The 17,592-nt window shown below is 49.9% G+C and carries 11 protein-coding genes; 2 read left to right on the top strand and 9 right to left on the bottom strand.

The window, feature by feature from the left end:
- Positions 1 to 210: 210 nt before the first annotated feature.
- The 7 genes from DFP95_RS28180 to DFP95_RS28145 all read right to left on the bottom strand — a co-directional run bounded on the left by DFP95_RS28180 (position 211) and on the right by DFP95_RS28145 (position 7,778).
- The gene (locus DFP95_RS28180) at positions 211 to 1,152 is read right to left on the bottom strand and encodes a phosphotransferase family protein (protein WP_245988040.1); all 942 of its coding nucleotides are present in this window, start codon (positions 1,150 to 1,152) and stop codon (positions 211 to 213) included.
- Between the two features lie 7 nt (positions 1,153 to 1,159).
- Entirely contained in the window at positions 1,160 to 1,696 is a 537-nt protein-coding gene (locus DFP95_RS28175; RefSeq protein WP_115996010.1) for a GNAT family N-acetyltransferase, read from the bottom strand.
- A gap of 429 nt (positions 1,697 to 2,125) precedes the next feature.
- Positions 2,126 to 3,409, bottom strand: a complete 1,284-nt coding sequence (locus DFP95_RS28165) for a CehA/McbA family metallohydrolase (protein ID WP_115996008.1) — start codon at positions 3,407 to 3,409, stop codon at positions 2,126 to 2,128.
- Positions 3,410 to 3,423: 14 nt separating this feature from the next.
- On the bottom strand, positions 3,424 to 4,296 hold the full coding sequence (locus DFP95_RS28160) for a carbohydrate ABC transporter permease (RefSeq protein ID WP_115996007.1): 873 nt from the start codon (positions 4,294 to 4,296) through the stop codon (positions 3,424 to 3,426).
- 5 nt (positions 4,297 to 4,301) lie between these two features.
- A complete protein-coding gene (locus DFP95_RS28155) occupies positions 4,302 to 5,180 on the bottom strand; it encodes an ABC transporter permease subunit (RefSeq protein WP_245988038.1) in 879 nt (292 codons plus the stop codon).
- Between the two features lie 97 nt (positions 5,181 to 5,277).
- Positions 5,278 to 6,735, bottom strand: coding sequence for an extracellular solute-binding protein (locus tag DFP95_RS28150; RefSeq protein WP_245988036.1), 1,458 nt, complete (start codon positions 6,733 to 6,735; stop codon positions 5,278 to 5,280).
- Positions 6,732 to 7,778 (bottom strand): LacI family DNA-binding transcriptional regulator, encoded by a 1,047-nt coding sequence (locus tag DFP95_RS28145; protein ID WP_115996006.1) that lies wholly within the window; start codon positions 7,776 to 7,778, stop codon positions 6,732 to 6,734. The genes DFP95_RS28150 and DFP95_RS28145 overlap by 4 nt, the downstream gene beginning before the upstream one ends.
- Before the next feature lie 248 nt (positions 7,779 to 8,026).
- Here DFP95_RS28145 and DFP95_RS28140 point away from each other — a divergent pair, with 248 nt between their 5' ends.
- Together DFP95_RS28140 and DFP95_RS28740 are read left to right on the top strand one after the other, a co-directional pair.
- Positions 8,027 to 9,046 (top strand): hypothetical protein, encoded by a 1,020-nt coding sequence (locus DFP95_RS28140; RefSeq protein ID WP_115996005.1) that lies wholly within the window; start codon positions 8,027 to 8,029, stop codon positions 9,044 to 9,046.
- A gap of 220 nt (positions 9,047 to 9,266) precedes the next feature.
- On the top strand, positions 9,267 to 9,617 hold the full coding sequence (locus tag DFP95_RS28740; protein WP_147304240.1) for a hypothetical protein: 351 nt from the start codon (positions 9,267 to 9,269) through the stop codon (positions 9,615 to 9,617).
- 4 nt (positions 9,618 to 9,621) lie between these two features.
- On the opposite strand, the gene DFP95_RS28135 is transcribed toward DFP95_RS28740, so the two are convergent.
- Both DFP95_RS28135 and DFP95_RS28130 read right to left on the bottom strand, forming a co-directional pair.
- Complete coding sequence (locus DFP95_RS28135) at positions 9,622 to 10,767, bottom strand: alpha/beta hydrolase (protein ID WP_115996004.1); 1,146 nt, start codon at positions 10,765 to 10,767, stop codon at positions 9,622 to 9,624.
- 283 nt (positions 10,768 to 11,050) lie between these two features.
- Complete coding sequence (locus DFP95_RS28130; RefSeq protein WP_245988042.1) at positions 11,051 to 16,789, bottom strand: galactose-binding domain-containing protein; 5,739 nt, start codon at positions 16,787 to 16,789, stop codon at positions 11,051 to 11,053.
- Positions 16,790 to 17,592: the final 803 nt, after the last annotated feature.

Below are 17,592 nucleotides of genomic sequence, written 5' to 3'. Positions count from 1 at the left end.
GGAACGTCGTAAGCTTTTAAAAAACGTCAAGTTCAAAAACGGGGTGGCGGGCATTTTTTTTGCTTTTTTGAGGTACTCCATTTTCGTATAATCTCCGCTTGATCCGGCTGAGGAGGGCGGAATTAGTCCGATTTCGTTACTATTTCCGCTCGATCCGGCTGAGCGGCGGCTTCACCGGGCGGAGTTAGCTAGCTTTCCTTGTTATTTCCACTAAATGCCGCCTGAAATCCGATCCAGCAAACTAACCAAGTAGCTATCCAGTCGCTCTATCACCAATTCCGTCGTCAACCCGGTCACTCCCAGATCCGTCCATCCCCGATAGACTTCCGGCTCCCCGTCAGAGAAGTCGAGCAAGGTGACAAGATCCCAATACGGATCGTACTCAAACGAAGCTCCCGCATACTTCCGATAAGCGGATAAGAATTCATCCGCGGTTCCGACATCGTGCAATTGGGCCAAGTTAACCCGGCAATGGCCGACATCGATGCCCGCCGGTCCGACGCACCCGTTGACCCAGTCCACGATTCCGCTCACTTTGCCTTCGGACCACATTATATTCGCGGGGTGATAGTCCCGATGGATGAACCGCCTCGCGAAAGCAGGCTTTCGACTCGTAACGATATCGGCAGCGAGTCTCCACTTGTCGGGGAATTGCGACCAAGAAGACGTGTCCAAGGACGAGGCATCGCTATAGGGAGCGAACGTCCACGGAATCTCGCCGGCTTCCGATTCATGAATCCGGACAAGCGCCCGAGCCATGCCGTTTAACCATGGAGCAACCTCGCCCGGTTGTAGCACGACCTCGCCTTCCAGCCGCGTCATCAGCACGGCCGGCATTCCGCTAAGACTTCCGGTTTCGTCGTAAGCTACGATATCCGGAATCCCCACTCCACTAGTTCGAGAAGCCCGGCGGAGACTTTCCGCTTCATGCAAAGCCAAATCAGGCTCCCGCTGCACCCACTCCGCATTGTCGAACATTCGCAGTACGTAGTCTTGCCGGATTCCTTTTACGTTAAGAGATACGGCATGAATAAGCGAAGAAACTCCTCCCTTAAGCTGGCGTACCGAGAGAACGGTTGCTTCCGGGTGTACGCTATCTATAACCCAACCGAGTGTACGCTCGGATATCGTGGAATGGTGCACGGGGCTCATCCTCTCCCTAGGAGCGTTTCGTTATCGTATCTAGATCTAACCGCCAATCGTTGCACTGCATCATGTTCCCCGGCGGATATTCGAACTCGCACTGACCCATCAGAGTAAAGTTAAGCTTCCGGCAAACCGCGTTCGACGCCGGGTTATCAATCGACGGGAATGCATGAATATATCTATGCTTATGTTCCCTAGCAGCACTGGCGATAGCTTCGGCGACGCCTGCGGTAGCCAAGCCCCTGCCCTGGTATGGCGGCACGATGCTCCAACCGGTCTCATAAACGGTTTCTTCCTTCCACTTTCTATCCCAGTATCCTACGCTGCCGACTGATTCTTGCTCCGGAAGCGTAACAATGCGAAACATTCGACCCGTCCCCCGCCCTTCGATGTCTAGATACCGCTTGTGGCGGGACAGGATCTGCTCCTCGGTCTCCGGACCGCCAAGGTGCTCCGTCATCTCGGGAGAATTGATAAGACGCAATAAATCAAGATCGGTATCGGACCAGGTTTCTATTTTTACATTGGGAACGCTCTTTAGGTCTGACATATATATCATTCCTTTTATTAGTGTAGAAGAACCAAGTCCGAAGCGAAGAATTAGCAATTCTATCAATAGTCGCCATCCATATTTACTTCACTCTAGTAGAATAGTGCTTAATACCATCATATATTACGATTAATCCAATCACGATAACCGTTGTTCTAACAATAAATTCAGCCACCAAGAGATTTCCTATGACGTGTATGGCGTCGTATGAAGATCCAGTAATCATGTTAGGCGAGAGCATAATTAGCAATCCTAGTAGAATACTCGAAACAAGTACGACAACGCCTCTATTTTTGGACATTTTAGCACCACCTGGTTTTATATTCTAGTTATTTTATTTTATATTCCCTTAACTTGCAAACATTAACAATAGATGAAAGTTGAATAAAAGAAAAAACGCAGGAACCCATTAACAGGTCCTGCGTTACTCTATAAGTCCGAAGGCACCGCCCGGCGTAAGTAAATCGGATTGGTTAAACAAGTCGCGATCTCCATCTCGTAATCTTGCGAATAACGATAGGACTCCACCCGGTAAAACAACCGATCGGACGGAAGCGTAAACTTAAACTCGTCATTGCCTTCCGCTTTCCATTCCCGCTCGACGCCTTGGTCGGACCACAGAATCAGCCGGTCGCCCTTGGCCCTGCTTACCTCTACTTTCAGCTCCAGCTCCTCTTGCCCGCCGGCGACGATCCACTCATCCCCGACTCCCGCTTTGTCGATGGCAAGATCGACAAACGTTTCCTCCGGGCCGGAAGAAAGCACGACGCGTCCTCTTCTCATGCCTGCCAATATGCCCCCGGTCGATTCGCTTTCCGATTTTACATATGCGGTTGGTCTGCCGTGCACCACATAAGGATGAGGGCTGTGCGTGTCGCTTCCGCCGATCGCGACGATTCTTTTCCCCGCGGATAGCTGCTCCTGCCACCAATGAACGGCCCTCTCGTTAATCGGACGCCAAGGTCCGTTCCATACCTCAACGGCATCAAAGGGAACATCGAATCCGAACTCCCAAGGACAGTCGTCGCAGAACGGGTGGTTCAACGACACGAAAGCTCCTTTATCGGCCGCTTGCCGCAGCTCCGAGGATGCTTGCTCGGCGGTCATCACGCGGAAATCCACAAGCGCGTCGGGATGACCGAGAAGGTTCGCGTGCCCCTTATAATTAGTCAACTCTACTCCTGGAATGAGTAGGATCTCGTCGTCTGAAGCTAATGTCGACTTGTTCTGCGACGCATTGTTGTGATCCGTCAGGGCTATGAAGTCCAGCCCTTTCTCCTTGCTTATCCGAATCGATTCGGCAATCGAATAAGAACCGTCGCTATGCACGCTGTGCAGGTGCAAGTCGCCTTTTAACCAGCGCGGATGCATGTAGATATGCTTGATCTCCACCTGCACAGAGACTCCCTCTTCCGCTATGCGGTATGCTCCCAGTAGAATGGCCCAGTTCCCTTCCGGTATAGCGCCTGCCAAGTAACCCGGGGTAGCCTTTTCCAATCCAACGAAGAACGATTGCCTCGCTCCCCCGCTCCATCCGACGATTCTCTCCGGCGATCTTAAGCCGATATCAATGACTGTTTTACCGTCCGATCGTTCGTACTGATAGCTTATTTCAATCCGTTCCACCGAACCTTCGACCTTGAAAGGGATCTCCAAGTACGTTTTCTCGGCTTCTTGGGAGATATAATGAACCTGAGTAGATGAAAAAGACATAAGCATCCCTCGCTCTATTCTTTATTTGCTCCTAGCATAATGCCCTTCATGAAGTACCTTTGCACGAAAGGGTACACCGCCAGCAGCGGGATTATCGTAATGAGAATGCCGGCCATCCGCACGTTCGTCGTCACCAGATAATTGCTGGAAGTACTGCTCGTATCGAGAATCATCGCTTTAAGAGCGACCTGCAACGTGTACTTCTTGCTGTCGTTAATATACAGAATGGCCGCGGTCAGCATGTTCCAACGGCTCACTAATTCAAATAACGTAATCGTCGCCAACCCCGAAGTGGCAAGCCTCATGTACATGGTCGAGAAGATGCGCAAGTCTCCCGCACCGTCGATCTGGGCGGATTCAGCCATTTCGTAGGGGACGACCATGAAAAAATTGCGCATCAGCAATATCGAGAATCCCGATACAAGCCCCGATATGACAAGAGAGCTCAGCGTATTGATCAGATGCAGATCCTTATTTACGACATATAAGGGAATCATCACCGCATCCTGCGGAATCATCATCGTAACGAGGATAAAAGAAATCATGATTTTCTTCCCCGGCACGTGAGGATGAATAAGAACATACCCCCCTATGCAGGCAAGCATTACATGCAGCACGGTTCCGATTACGGTCACGATGACGCTGTTCAGGAACGGCTGCCATATGTTCAAGCTATTCCAAACGATCGTGAACCCTTCCACGCTGAAATCCTTCGGGAACAAAATGATATCCGGCTGCATCGAAGCGAACCCCGACGAGCAAGCCAGCGCTAGGACGTTGGCGAACGGGATAATCATCGTCAGCATCAATAGCAACAGAAATACGATATTCACGGAATCGAACAGCTTGTTTTTCCAACCTAACCGATCGTAACGTTCGATATTCATAGCGTTCACACCTCGTCAAACCGAGTCAATTTTCTAGTCATTAGCGTCAATAGAAGAGTAAACACGATAACGAAGAAGCTTGCCGCGGCCGCTTGTCCGATGCGAATTTCCAAGATTCCCTTGCTGAACGTATACATCATGAGCACGTCGACCTTGTTGGCTATAGCCGTATTACTCATAACGAATATTTGATCGAAGATACGAAATATTCCAAGCGTGTTGAGCAGAAAGATGACTTTCATCGTGTTCATGAGCTGCGGAATCGTAACATACCGAGCCTGCTGCCAGCGGGACGCCCCGTCCATTCGCGCCGCCTCGTAGAGAGAAGGGTTAATGGAGACAATCCCGGCTAAAAATAAAATGCAGTTGTAGCCCATATCCTTCCAAGTGGCGGAACCGATCATGACCCATCTTCCCCAAGCCTCGTCGGCCATAAAGTGGATGGGAGCGATCCCGATCTCTTTCAATAGCAAATTAACAAGTCCGCTATCGGGCGATAGGAAGAAGATCCACATTCCTCCGACGACAACCCAAGACAGCAGATGGGGAATGTACAGGACAAGCTGCGCCATTTTCTTAAACCAGCTTTTGAATACTTCATTCAAAGATAAGGCCACGACGAGAGGAGCGAAAAAACCGAACAATAAAATACCGATCCCGATAAACACCGTATTCCGAAGCGATTGCCAGAAGAAAGGATCGTGTAATACGGTCTCATAATTGGTCAATCCGATATATGGACGGTCTCCCATTAGCTTGTAGTCTTGCAGACTGATTTGAAGCCCTTTGGCAAGCGGGTAATAAGCAAATAGAAGAAAGTAACCGACGATCGGTACCATCATGATATAGAGCATGTAATGTTTCTTTATTGACTTCAATTCCATCCACTTCCTATCCGCTTGAGAAGTCCGTTAAAGCGGGTAGATAGAAAGCAGACGAGGAATCGCGTTCCCCGCCTGCTTTCCGTCCGCTTCATCGGGGTTATTCGTCAATCAGGTTGGCGGCTTTCAGTTCCTTCTGCATGGCGGCTACCGCATCCTTAGCCGGCATTTGACCGGACATCGCCTTTAAGGCGTAGTTCGTCACGATTTTCTCCGCATCTTTCCAACCCGGCAACGCTACCTCGAGAGTGGCGTATTTCGTGGCCAAGTCCTGGGCCTCTTGAATGCCGGGAGACTTCTCGAACGCCGGTTTAACCGTCGAATTGTACCAGTAAGGAACGCCATGGTCCCTATTGTGCGATTTGCCTTCCTCGGTGAGCGTATAGGTACCGTTGCTCAGCGTATAGTCTTCGCCTTCTACGCCTAGACTTCCCAGCGTGATTCCTTCTTTGGTGTTCCAGAATTCCAAGAACTTCTTAGCCGCATCCGGATGCTCGGCGTTCGTCGGAATGATCCAGAAGTCCGGATCTCCGCGGCGCATGAGAATCGTTCCATCAGGGCCAGGAATGCTTGGAATACCGGCCGCCCGGAAAGTCGTATTCGGATCTTCTTGCTTTCTTAAGTCGTTTAACATTCCCACCCAAGCATCCCAATACGTGATCATGCCTACGCGGTCGGTCAAAAATAGATTTCGCATTTTGGCGCCGTCGTTCGTAATGAAGTTAGGATCCAGAATCCCTTCCTTACTCAGCTTAGCGAACCATTCGTACATCGGGATCGCGGCATCGGAAGCATAAGGAATCGTCCTTTTCCCGTCTTTCACGACATACCTGGCTTTCAGCCCCGCCGCGCTCATGATTCCTTGAATATCGTACAGTCCGGCGGTCGTGAGCCCATAAGTATCCGGCTTCCCGTTGCCGTCCGGATCTTGCTCCTTGAACGCCTTCAGCACGTTGTATAATTCATCGAGCGTCGTCGGCTCCTTGAGGTTAAGCTTGTCCAGCCAATCTTTCCGCACGGTCGGCATCGTCGCGCCTTGGAACTTGGAGAACACTCCGTGTATTTTCCCGTCCGCATCCTTAAGTTGCTCCCACTCCGAAGTCGGAATGACGGCCGGATCGGACAGCACACTAGAGGAAGTGACGAAATCCGTTACGTCGGATACGACACCTTGCTTGATAAACTCGTTTAAGGTGGCAATATCGCTGATTTCGATGAGATCGTACTTTTCTCCTGAGCTTAGCGCCGTAAGCACTTTCTGATCGTAATCGCTCGCCGGCTTCTCAAGGGTCGTGTCGAATCCGGTATGCTTGGTAATTTCTTTAGCGAACAATTCGTTCTCTTCGGGCGTTTTACCGCCTACGTTGCCCGCCAAGATTCGCAGCTTCGTTCCTGCTGGAGAAGCGCTCGCCGATTCCGATGAAGCGCCGTCCGAAGAAGGGGAAGATGATGTATTCGATGCGTTGGATCCGTTAGAGTTAGTAGAGTTGCCACAGGCCGTAAAGAGCATAGTTCCGGCTACAAGAACGGAAGCTGCTGCAATAAATTTAGGTTTCACGAATGATTACCTCCCATTTCTATGTTCCTATGTGCGCACGAGCTGCGAATAATCATTTCCGTAGGAACGATTGTCCGGTTGATTGTTTTGGCTTCTTTCTTTAATTGTTCGATCAGGATGGTCGCCGCCTCTATTCCGAGCTGTTCGGCATTAAGCCTGACCCCCGTTAGCGGAGGCGTGAACTCCGGCGAGAATACCGAATCGTCGCTAAACGCGAAGACCGATAGCTGTTCCGGTATCTGGATACCTAACTTCTGAGCAGCCTTGTACGCTCCAAGCGCCATCGTGTCGGAATCGGCAATAATGGCCGAAATCTCCGGCATTTTCCTTAGCGTCGCCAGCGTCGTTTCATATCCGAAATCAAGCGACGAGTTGATCGTGTCCGGTTTATGAACGATTTGATGCGAAGTTTGCTCCATGCCGAATTCCTGACAAGCCGTTAGAAACCCAAGTTCGCGATCGCTCGCAACCGTCCGGTGTTTCGGCGCGTTCAGAAACAAGAAATTCCGATGGCCAAGCTCCAGCAAGTAACGGGTAATTTGCCCCGTCATTCCGACGTTGTCGTTATCGACATAAGACACTCTGTTGTCGTATGCCTTCGACGGTCTGCCTACCAGAACGATAGGGACTTCTCTGTTAAGTCGATCTTCTATTCTTAAGTCGTCCGCTTCGGGATCAAGTATGATTTCCCCGTCTACCGGGTCCGATGATATATTTTCCACCCTGTCTAAAAAAGTCTGCGGAAGGGTGTTAACCAACAGCCTGTACCCGTGATCGTAACAAACGCGCAGCACCCCGTTCATTAACGATAGATGAAATTGACTGAATTTGAACTTCTCGCCGGGAATGTTGAGCCCTAAGATGCGGGTGGACTTATTAGCCAAGCTCCTAGCCCAATAATTAGGCTTATAGTTGAGAGCTCTAGCGGCTTCCAAGACTCGTTCCGTCACTTCTTTGCTGATCGGCCGTTTCTTGCTGAACACGCTCGATACCGTACCTTTAGACACTCCGGTTGCTTTTGCTACATCAGCGATTGTGGTCATTGGATGTAAATCCTCTCTTCTATCGTTAAACCGGTTTTGTTAAAATTTCTGCAAAAATATGGGATTTCGCGTTATTCCACCCCGTTTCTTGCCTTTCTGACTTTATTTGCGATTACTTTGTACAATTTCAATATTAAACCGGTTTTTTAATGCGGAAATTATCCTCGTGTTATTTCTATGTTAATTTCCCGGCCGCGCTGGAAACTTTTGACTGAATGCCACGTTTATTAGTTGAGGTGAATGCGCTCATGATTAAGAAGATAACTCCAACGCTACTGCTGTCTCTTCTATTCCTTCAGTTTCTAACCGCCTGCGTATCCGAATCGAACAACCCAACGACAACGAATACATCGACGACGGCCATGACTCCGTTGCCTTCCGATATTTCGGAGGATGAACGAGCCGAGGAACTACCTGAGCCCGAACTCACGCCTGTGCCTGTTCCTATACCCGAACCCGAATCCGTGCCCGACAAAGTCTCTCTTCTTCCCGATGAAATTTACTATTACGAAGGCGATGAGCATATGGACGCAATAGGAGACACAGGCGAGTCGGCCAGCTTCAAAAAAGATCCAAACCTGCCATACGGATTTTATATTTTCGATACGATGGAAGAATACGTGCTAGTGGATGGAACCGAGTGGGGGATGGATAACCAGCGGCGCTTATTTTCTTTGTTCGACGAAGATAAGGTACCGTTTACCTTCAACTATACGAACGCTTCGTTGACCCAGTACGAAGAATACGCCGGTACGGATAAAACCGAACTCGGCAGCTACTACGATTTCTTCCGATTCAACGATAGAGGTCACAAGCTCGTCATCCGGCTTCATTATTTCGAGGAGGAGAAGGAGACGACGTTGCCGATGTTCCTCGACATCGTCTCGTCGATGAGGTTCGTTGCCGATCCGAGGGAGTTCCAACCGGGGGTGGAAATCGATTTTCCCGAAGGGATCGACGAGGATGAGGAAGCCGTCATTCAACTGGTGAAGAAAAACGTGGAATCGATTGCCTCTAAGAATGTAGCCGCCTTCAAATCCACGCTTACGCCAGCCGCCTACGACTATCTCGGTTTCGTTATCGATACGGAAAGACAGTATCGATTTACTAAGCTTGTTACTATTGAGCCTTATGACGAGACGACCGGACGAAAAAACTTGAATATTCAATTCGAGTATTTGGAAGACGGCATTGTGAAGCAATCGAGTTATACCTTCACTTCGCTTAAGAATAAGGACGGTAAGTGGGAGATTGCCAACATTGACTGATTGTTCCGCTGGCCCCATCGTAAAATCGCCTTCGGTAAGTTCTTCGATATACTCATAATTCCGTATCCACGCTTTGGAGAGAGCAAAGACAACCTAATATAGTGAGCGGAGTCGGTGAGCTGTTCGGTCGTTAACGGGTTGTTCCAGGACAACAAATCGCGAAATAGCCGTGCGTGGAACGGTTATTTCGGCCGCGGGCGGTTCTTTACGCGAAATAGCCGTGAGTGGAACGGTTATTTCGGCCGCGGGCGGTTCTTTACGCGAAATAGCCGTGCGTGGAACGGTTATTTCGACCGCGGGCGGTTCTTTACGCAAAATAGCCGTGTGTGGAACGATTATTTCGGCCGTGGGCGGTTCTTTATGCGAAATAGCCGTGCGTGGAACGGTTATTTCGGCCGTGGGCGGTTCTTTCCGCGAAATAGCCGTGCGTGGAACGGTTATTTCGGCCGCGGGCGGTTCTTTACGCGAAATAGCCGTGCGTGGAACGGTTATTTCGGCCGTGGGCTGTTCTGCCAGCCTCTGCTCGAAAAAAAGGCCGTCCGGTGATCGGACAGCCTCTTCTCTCAAGTAACCTATTATTTTCTAGCCCATCTTACTTCTTCGTGCACATGATCCGCGTCTATGATTCGAGCAGCCGCATCCTTCAGATACTTATCGAAGAAGTCGACGAGCAACGCGTTCAAGATGCTTTCCATTTCATCCGGATCAATCTTCCCAAGCATCGCTCGCTCGACTTCCTTCCCATCGATGACGCCTTTGGCGATATAGTTCTCGGCCAAGATTTCGTTATAATCGGCGAAGTTCGCATGGGTGCTGTCATTGAACGTAGCCAGATAAGCGTCTCCTTCGGCATTCATGAAAGGAAAAGTCAGAAAGTTTCCTTCGTCGTTCTCCATCATCAGAACCGGCTTGGTTAACGGCTTCTGCCAGTCGGGATCGTAATAGAAGCCATCCAGATTGGCGCCGGCTTTAACGAGATCGGATACGCGAGTCAGGCTTAACGCCGTAGAACCCCCGTAAGACATCCCGAAAGCGCCGATTCTTTCTTTATCTACTCGACTATCAAAGAACGTCCCTTCCCGCTCGGCTTCTTTCAAAAATCGGTCAAGAGCTTCGAGATTATCCTTCATCCATACTTCGCTATGAGCCGTAAACCCGGGCTGGCCTTCGATCATTCTGGCGTAGTAATCGCGATGCTCCTCGAAGCTTGCCGTTTTGCCCTCTCCGGTTAGCCACGCTGAATAACCGATAAACAATTCCATGCCCTTCGCGTCCTCCTGAAAATCCTTCATCATCTTCTCCATGTCCAGCCGCATGATATCGCCATTCGCCAGCTCGTAAGATCCGCCTCCCTGATGACCTATGCAGAGTACGATATAGCCCTGCGAAGCAAGCTCCTCGCACTGAACCGTGTTCGCCTCGTTGAAGAGGCTGAATCCATGACTGTATAGCAGAAGCGGAAACTTGCCGTCGGCAATGGGAGCTTCCAGATAGGAATTCGTTTCGATACCGCCGGTTCCCGGATGGATGCTCTCGTTGACGTAGCCTTTGATTCTCCCTGCTCCCATACCCTTAGCGGGATAAAAGCACAGACAGGGAACCATTCGTTTCTCCGCGTCAATTTCTTCCTGATCAACGTACTCATAAACGAATGTCGTCGAGCACCCTACTATGTGCAGCCCCGTCGGCTGTCTGAGCTTATGCTTCTCTTTGATCTTCATAATTGGCTCCCTTCTAAATTGGAGATGGTATACATTAAATATATTACATTAATGCAATTAGATAAGGTTTTTGGCTGAAACAACAAGTAATTTGGCCCGATTCAAATTAAAAGCTTATAAATTCACTTTAATGTTCGATATTAAAGGCAGCCTACGACTTTTGGCAAGACGCTGCCTTAAATCAGAGCGCCTACAAGGGAAATCCTTCGCACAACAGCAAAAAAACCGAGAGCACCTTTATAGATGCTCCCGGTCCTTGCGTCGAATCGGCTGTCAGAGCCGGTTAGATCGACGGAGCGGCCGGGCTGCCGTACACTTCGAACTCCCAGAGGGAGAAGCCGTACGGAGTTCCGCGCTTCAAGCCGTTCATTTTTACGAATCTCGCCGTTACCGGGGCGAAGGCTATCTCGTCCGAGTCGCCATCGCCTGAATCGGTCGAATATACCGTCGTCCAAGTTTGTCCGTCTTCCGATACGTCGATCGTGTAAGCTTTGCCATAAGCGTTCTCCCAATAAAGCGCGACGCGATTGATCGTCGTAGGGGCGCCAAGGTCGACGCTCATCCATTGGTTGTCCGCATGATCGGACTCCCAACGGCGATCGAATCTTCCGTCCACCGCATCATCCGCGGAGCGATGATAGTTCGGCGAAGATGAAGTCGATTTACCGATCGCAAGATTCACGGGATTCGGCACTTCCGGCACGCCCGAAGGGTTCCCGTATACTTCGAACTCATACAAGGAATACCCGTAAGACGTTGTCCGCGCCGTACCGTTCATCTTGACGTATCTTGCGCTTACCGGAGCGAACGTAATGTCATTGATGCCCGGTTTGCCCGTAGTCGTCGCGTAGACGGTATTCCATGTCGTTCCGTCGGTGGATACTTGAACCGTGTAGCTCTTGCCTGCCGCATTCTCCCAGTTGAGAAGTACGCGGCTTATCGTATTCTCCGCGCCCAGATCAACAGTGATAAACTGCGGGTCGCTGAAAGCCGATTCCCATCTTGTATCCTTGACTCCGTCTACCGCTTTATTGCCGTCTTGCAACGGATTCGCGGAAGTTGTCGTCGGCTTTTTGAACGCGAGGTTTACCGTCGAGTTCGTGACCATGAGTTGCATGACGACGGCATCCATATATCCCTTAGCCTCGATCGTAACGAGGTAGTTGCCTACCTCGGGGAACAAGGAAGCGTTCAAAGCGATCTTGCCGTTCGTAACGACATATTGCGACGAGCTTAATGCCGTTCCGTTCACTTTCACGGCGCTAATCGCGTTTCTCCATGCCGCATCGTCTTCGAATGCGATGTCGATCGGTTGACCGGCTTGGTTCGCCGTCGTATCCGCGATCAATTCCGGCGGGTCCATATGATCCGAAGGCGATCCGAATACTTCAAACTCATAAAGCGAATAGCCGTACTTCGTCGTGCGGACCGTTCCGTTTACTTTCACGTATCTTGCGTTCACGTCCGGGAACTTAATGTCGTCAATTCCCTCGTGACCTTGAGTTGTCGCGTATACGGTATTCCAAGCTATTCCGTCCGTAGACACTTGAACGTCGTAGTTCTTGCCGGCCGCATTTTCCCAGTTCAAACGAACATGGCTAATACTGTATTCCGATTTCAAGTCGACCGTAATAAATTGCGGGTCGCTGAAAGCCGATTCCCAACGCGTGTCCGCTTTGCCGTCAACGGCGAAGCTGCCGGGTTTGTTCGGATTATCGGAAGTCATTGTCGGCTTATTCAATGCCAAGTTAACGGTTGGCGATGGATAAACGGTCAATTTGGCCGATGCCTTTAACCCGTTGAACGTTACCGTGATTTCTTCTTCGCCTTCGGAATTCGCGACTAAGCTACCGTTATCGGCCTGGGATACGATTCCGTTCTTGAAGCTGAAGGCAACGTCCTTCATACCGAGGGCGTACACCGCTCCGTAAGCATTAGTTGCTTTAATCGTCGGAACGATAGGAACGCCGACTTCAACCGATGAATCGACGAGCAACTCCAGCTTAACCGGTGTTACGTCTGCAGGTTTGACGGTTTCGACCGTAATGGAACTGCTCTTTCCGCCTGAAGTCGCGGTGATCGTTGCCGTTCCTGCAGCCTTCGAAGTAATCACGCCGTTCTCGTCGACCGAAGCAACGTCATTATTGCTCGATTTCCAGTCGATTCCAACCAGCTTGCGATTATTGATCTGAGCCATGTAATTGGCGGGATACTCTCTGAAGTCTCCGAACAAGTCCAATTGAACTTGGGACCCGATGACCGCATTCATTTTTCCGGAAATGACCGCGTCGTTATGAATGTATACCTTCGTTACGAGAGGGTCGAAGGTGTACTTCATCTTGCCGCCCGTAACCGTCATCTTGCCGGTGCCGAGCAAATCTCCATCGCTATGCGGGAGATACGTCTTGTCGGCACCGTTACCCGTAATGATGTATTTGACTCCGCCTACTTCCCAACTCTGAAGAGAATGCAAATGTCCAAAAATGCTGTAGATATCCGTGTCCGGATGCTGGAGCTTATAATCGCTCAGAATAGACTCGTATTTCGCGGCATCCTTCGGATCCATTTCATGCTTGGTGCCGAATGCGTCGCGCGTAATAACATGGTCAAGAACGATAACGTTTTTCTTCTTATTCTTCTTTAATACTTCTTCCAACCAATGGAACTGCGTGGAATCCGACAAGGTAAGACTTTGGATGTAGGCCGAGTTCAACATGATGATCAGCGTATCTCCATAGTCGAAATGCATCGTCGGCGAACCGAACTTCTTATAGTAGATATCCAAGGTGTTCTGGAACGCTTCGTGATTACCCGCAAGTACGAAGAACGGTTTAGAACCCGGAGCTCCGAAATACTTGTTGACGAAATTCGACGCGTCATCATATTGCTTCTGCGAGCCGTCGTCCACGATATCGCCCATATGCATCACTAACGAAGTATCGTCCTTAGCAACTTGAGCGAACAACTTATCGGTAAACGCGTTGCCTTGCGTATCCGGAATAAGCGAAATTTTGAAGTTATCTCCATCTTTCGGTTGCGGGATCGACTCGAGGGTCAAATTATCCGAGTAGGTTGCCATCGCATTACCGGCCTTATCTTTGGCGTCGATGCTTAACGCATACGTGCCGTTCGCCAAATCGCTCGTAGGCTCCGCATATCCCCAGCCTGTAGCCGCATCGTAGTAGACGGGCAATTCCATGCCATTCATCTTCACGGAGATGCTGTCCGCGTCTACTTGGCTTTTGCCGTCGAGAAGCTTGAACGTGACTCTTGGCGTCGGAATCTTCACTTTGACGTCTTTGTTCGGAGTAACGTCCGTCATCGTCGGCGGCGTAATGTCCGGAGTCAAATCCAAATGATAAGTTTTGTCGATATAAGGTACGGATTGATTGCCGGCTTTATCGTAGGCTTCTACGAATACTTTGTAATCTCCCTCGGTCAGGTTGTCCAATTTAAAGGACAGACGACCCGTATTCTTGTCGAAATTATACGGTTGAACCGTACCGTTTACCTTAACGGTAATTTTGCTTTCGTCTACTCCGGAGAGACTATCGGAAATCGTAGTCGAGAAATCAAGGGTATTGCTGAACAAGCCATCCGATGAAGGACTTGTCTCGGTAAACTCCGGACCGCTAGTATCCGTAACGTCGTCCGTATAAATATATTTCATATCATCGAAATATACCGTGCCGGAATAGGCCGGCTTCGATTTTGTCGTCTCAACCATATACAAATAGTTAAGCGTAATCGGCAGCTTCCAGCCTTCAGGGATAGGTACCTCTAGATACTTCCAACCAACCCAGTTGATATCGTCCGTTTCCGTTGTTAGGTCGAGCGTTTTATCCGCGCCGCCTGATGAATCTCTGAATATCGCTCTTAACCAAGGAGACTTGCCGTCCCCGTTTACCCAAATTCCGAATTTTTTCGGATAAACGTCGGTCTTATACGTGGAAAGCATTTGATTCGCAAGAGTATCAGACCATTTCGTGCCCGTATACCAGTGCGGGATCCAGTTCAGCGTTCCGTTCGAATTTTTGTTCGTCCACTTGCTGAGGTCATAATCGAATTTAAAACTTTTGCTTCCCGAATGCTTAACCGCCGTCGAGATGCTCAAATACGGGCTTGTTCCTGCGCTTCCCGCATATTGGGAAACGCTATTAAAGCCGATTCCGCTTAAGTGGTAACCTTCGATCGGGTACGTCTCGAAATTATCGATCACTTGCTCTTTAATGCCGACCGTTACGAGCGTCGTTAACGTCTTACCCGCAACCGTTACCGTAAGCGTTGCCGTTCCGTTACTATCGTTGGAAGCGACCAGTCCGCTCTCGCTCACCGTACCGATGTTGCCGGAAAGGCTCCACGTTGCCACGGATGGGTCTATGAAGACTTCACTACCGGTTGCATCGGTAGCGACGAATCCAAACTGCTTACTCGCGTTATTGTTCATAACCACGTTGGTACTCGTCAAAGCAACGGTAGCCACGGAATCCACTACCGTCACCTTCGCGCTGCCCTTCACGCCGTCGACCGTCGCGGTTACTTCGCCGCTTCCGGCTCCGGTATTCGCGATAAAATGACCGTTCTCGTCGATGGCTCCGATTGTCGTCTCCCAGCTGACTGGACGATCGCCTTTGTCGATCGGGTTGCCGAATTCATCCGTTATTCGGATGGAGAAATCGGATTTAGAACCCTGCAGTAGCGTAGTGTTCTTATCGACGACCACATTGCCGACCGTCGCGCCTTTCGTCGCCGTGCTGACGAATAGCAAGGAGCTGGAAACGAGTCTCGATCCGTTGACATCGCTAGGATGGCTTACGGTTACCGGACGATCGCTGCCTGCCTGGCGAACGATCATCTCCGTTGAACCGCCGCCGTCCAGATTAAGCGCATTGACGGCTCCCGCTTCCAATAAATATTTTCCAAGATCGGGAAGACCTGTTCCAATGCTACCCGTATAGCTGGAGCCTGGCTTGTCTACGGTTACCACGACAAGGCTTCCGTCTGCCTTCATGCCTAATGCCGTACGCGCGTTAGCGGCCGGATCGCCGGTCGTCACCGCTACGCCGTCGCGTACAAGCCAAGCGTTAGAGGTGATCGACGTCACGATATTGTTGTTCATGATATCTTTGTTCGCTGCGTCTTTACCCGCATACAAATCGTAAGTAAAGCTCACCTCGGCGTTCGTCTGAAGCGCCTGGACGATCGGTTTCGATGTACCTACGCCTTCCAAGACGACGGAGTCATCCGGAATATCAAAGCCTTCCGTATCGGTTACGCTAACAACGGTACCCGTGTAAGTTTGCCCCGGGTCGACGCCGCCGTCGAAATGGTTGACGCGGATCAACGCGAACACGGATTTACCTTTGTCCGCGGCATAGTTATGCGTCATTTTGCGCGTTTTCGTAATTTCGCTCGTATGGATAACCAAAGCGTTATTGACAGCCTGGTTTCGGTTCAGCAGGTTTACGCCATAGACGGCTCCCGCGACCGAAAATTTACCCTCCGCATGAACTTGGGTAATACCGGGCTTATTTGTATTGTCCATAAAGAAGCTAGTGCGGTAGTTGGCGGCCGTTTCATCCGGTGCCTGGCTGATAATCAGCTCGCCATCCTTCATTATTAACCCTAGCGGATTTCCGGATGCCGGATCGATATCGTAAAAATCGCCGTCGACTCCGGCAATGACTTGATTGCCTTTCAGAATTTCCCGGTTTGCCTGATCGCCGACCGTTTCCACGGCACTGATGGTATCGTACGCCTTGGCAGTGATGATCTTCGTATTCGAATCGGCCGGATTAATATCCAGACGGTTAACGACTACTCGATTGTTCGGTTTATAGTAGCTATTGTATTCCTCCGAGGTAAAGTGGACGCCGGAGGAAATTTTCTCGCTTTTCAGAACGTTTACGTCGCCCGGCGGGGCTGCATTGGCCGTCAATCCCCCTACGGTCGTCAAGTTTAACGCCGTTGCGAGTACCAGCAGCATTGCCGGCATTTTCTTGGTTCTAATGTTCCTTATCATACTTCTCAAGCTGCTCACTCCCTTTATGTAACTGCGCATGATGAAATAAAACCGATTGCTTGATAGGCTTGTTTACGGATGAAGCTTTAATAAACTAAACTCTCTCCTTTCGATTTAACTTGTTTGTCTGAAAGAGTTGTTTTCCGACAGTTCTATCAGTTTATCTATTGATCATCAAATCATCTCAAGAATACATGCCGTATTTTGTTAAAATAAATGCCCTCGAATTTCCATAACCTTCTGTTTCCTTGGCGCAGTAAATGAGTTGATGCACAAGAATAACGGCTTCGCCGTCCTTGGGACGGAAGGTTACGTTTGTATCGAGCGATCTCTGGACGGGTTATTCGGCGAAGTTAGGGCCGCGAGAGACAAATAACCCGGTTTGAACGGGTTATTCGGCAAAATTGGGACCGCGAGAGACAAATAACCCGGTTTGAACCGGGTTATTCAGTGAAGTTGGGGCCGCGAGAGACAAATAACCCGGTTTGGACGGGTTATTCGGCGAAATTGGGACCGCGAGAGACAAGTAACCCGGTTTGAATGGGTTATTCAGTAAAGTGGAGTTTGTGGTTACTTGTGTTCAATCAAGTAAACCGGTTCAGCCGTCCTTGGACGGCTATAACCGTTTGTATCGTGTTACTAGATGAGTAAAAATAAAGAGTTCATAATTTTATACTTTCTGAGTAGAGTAGAGAACTGAAATTTCATTGGAGGGCGTATGCCCTCCTTTTACTTTTCCAGCTCCCCCTGCATCAAACCGGACGTGAAGTTTTCCCTCATCCGGCTTTCCGATGTTCTTCTTC

Origin of the sequence: Cohnella lupini, from assembly GCF_003386205.1 — a bacterium.
Taxonomy (GTDB): domain Bacteria; phylum Bacillota; class Bacilli; order Paenibacillales; family Paenibacillaceae; genus Cohnella; species Cohnella lupini.
This window is presented reverse-complemented; position numbering and strand designations above follow the sequence as displayed.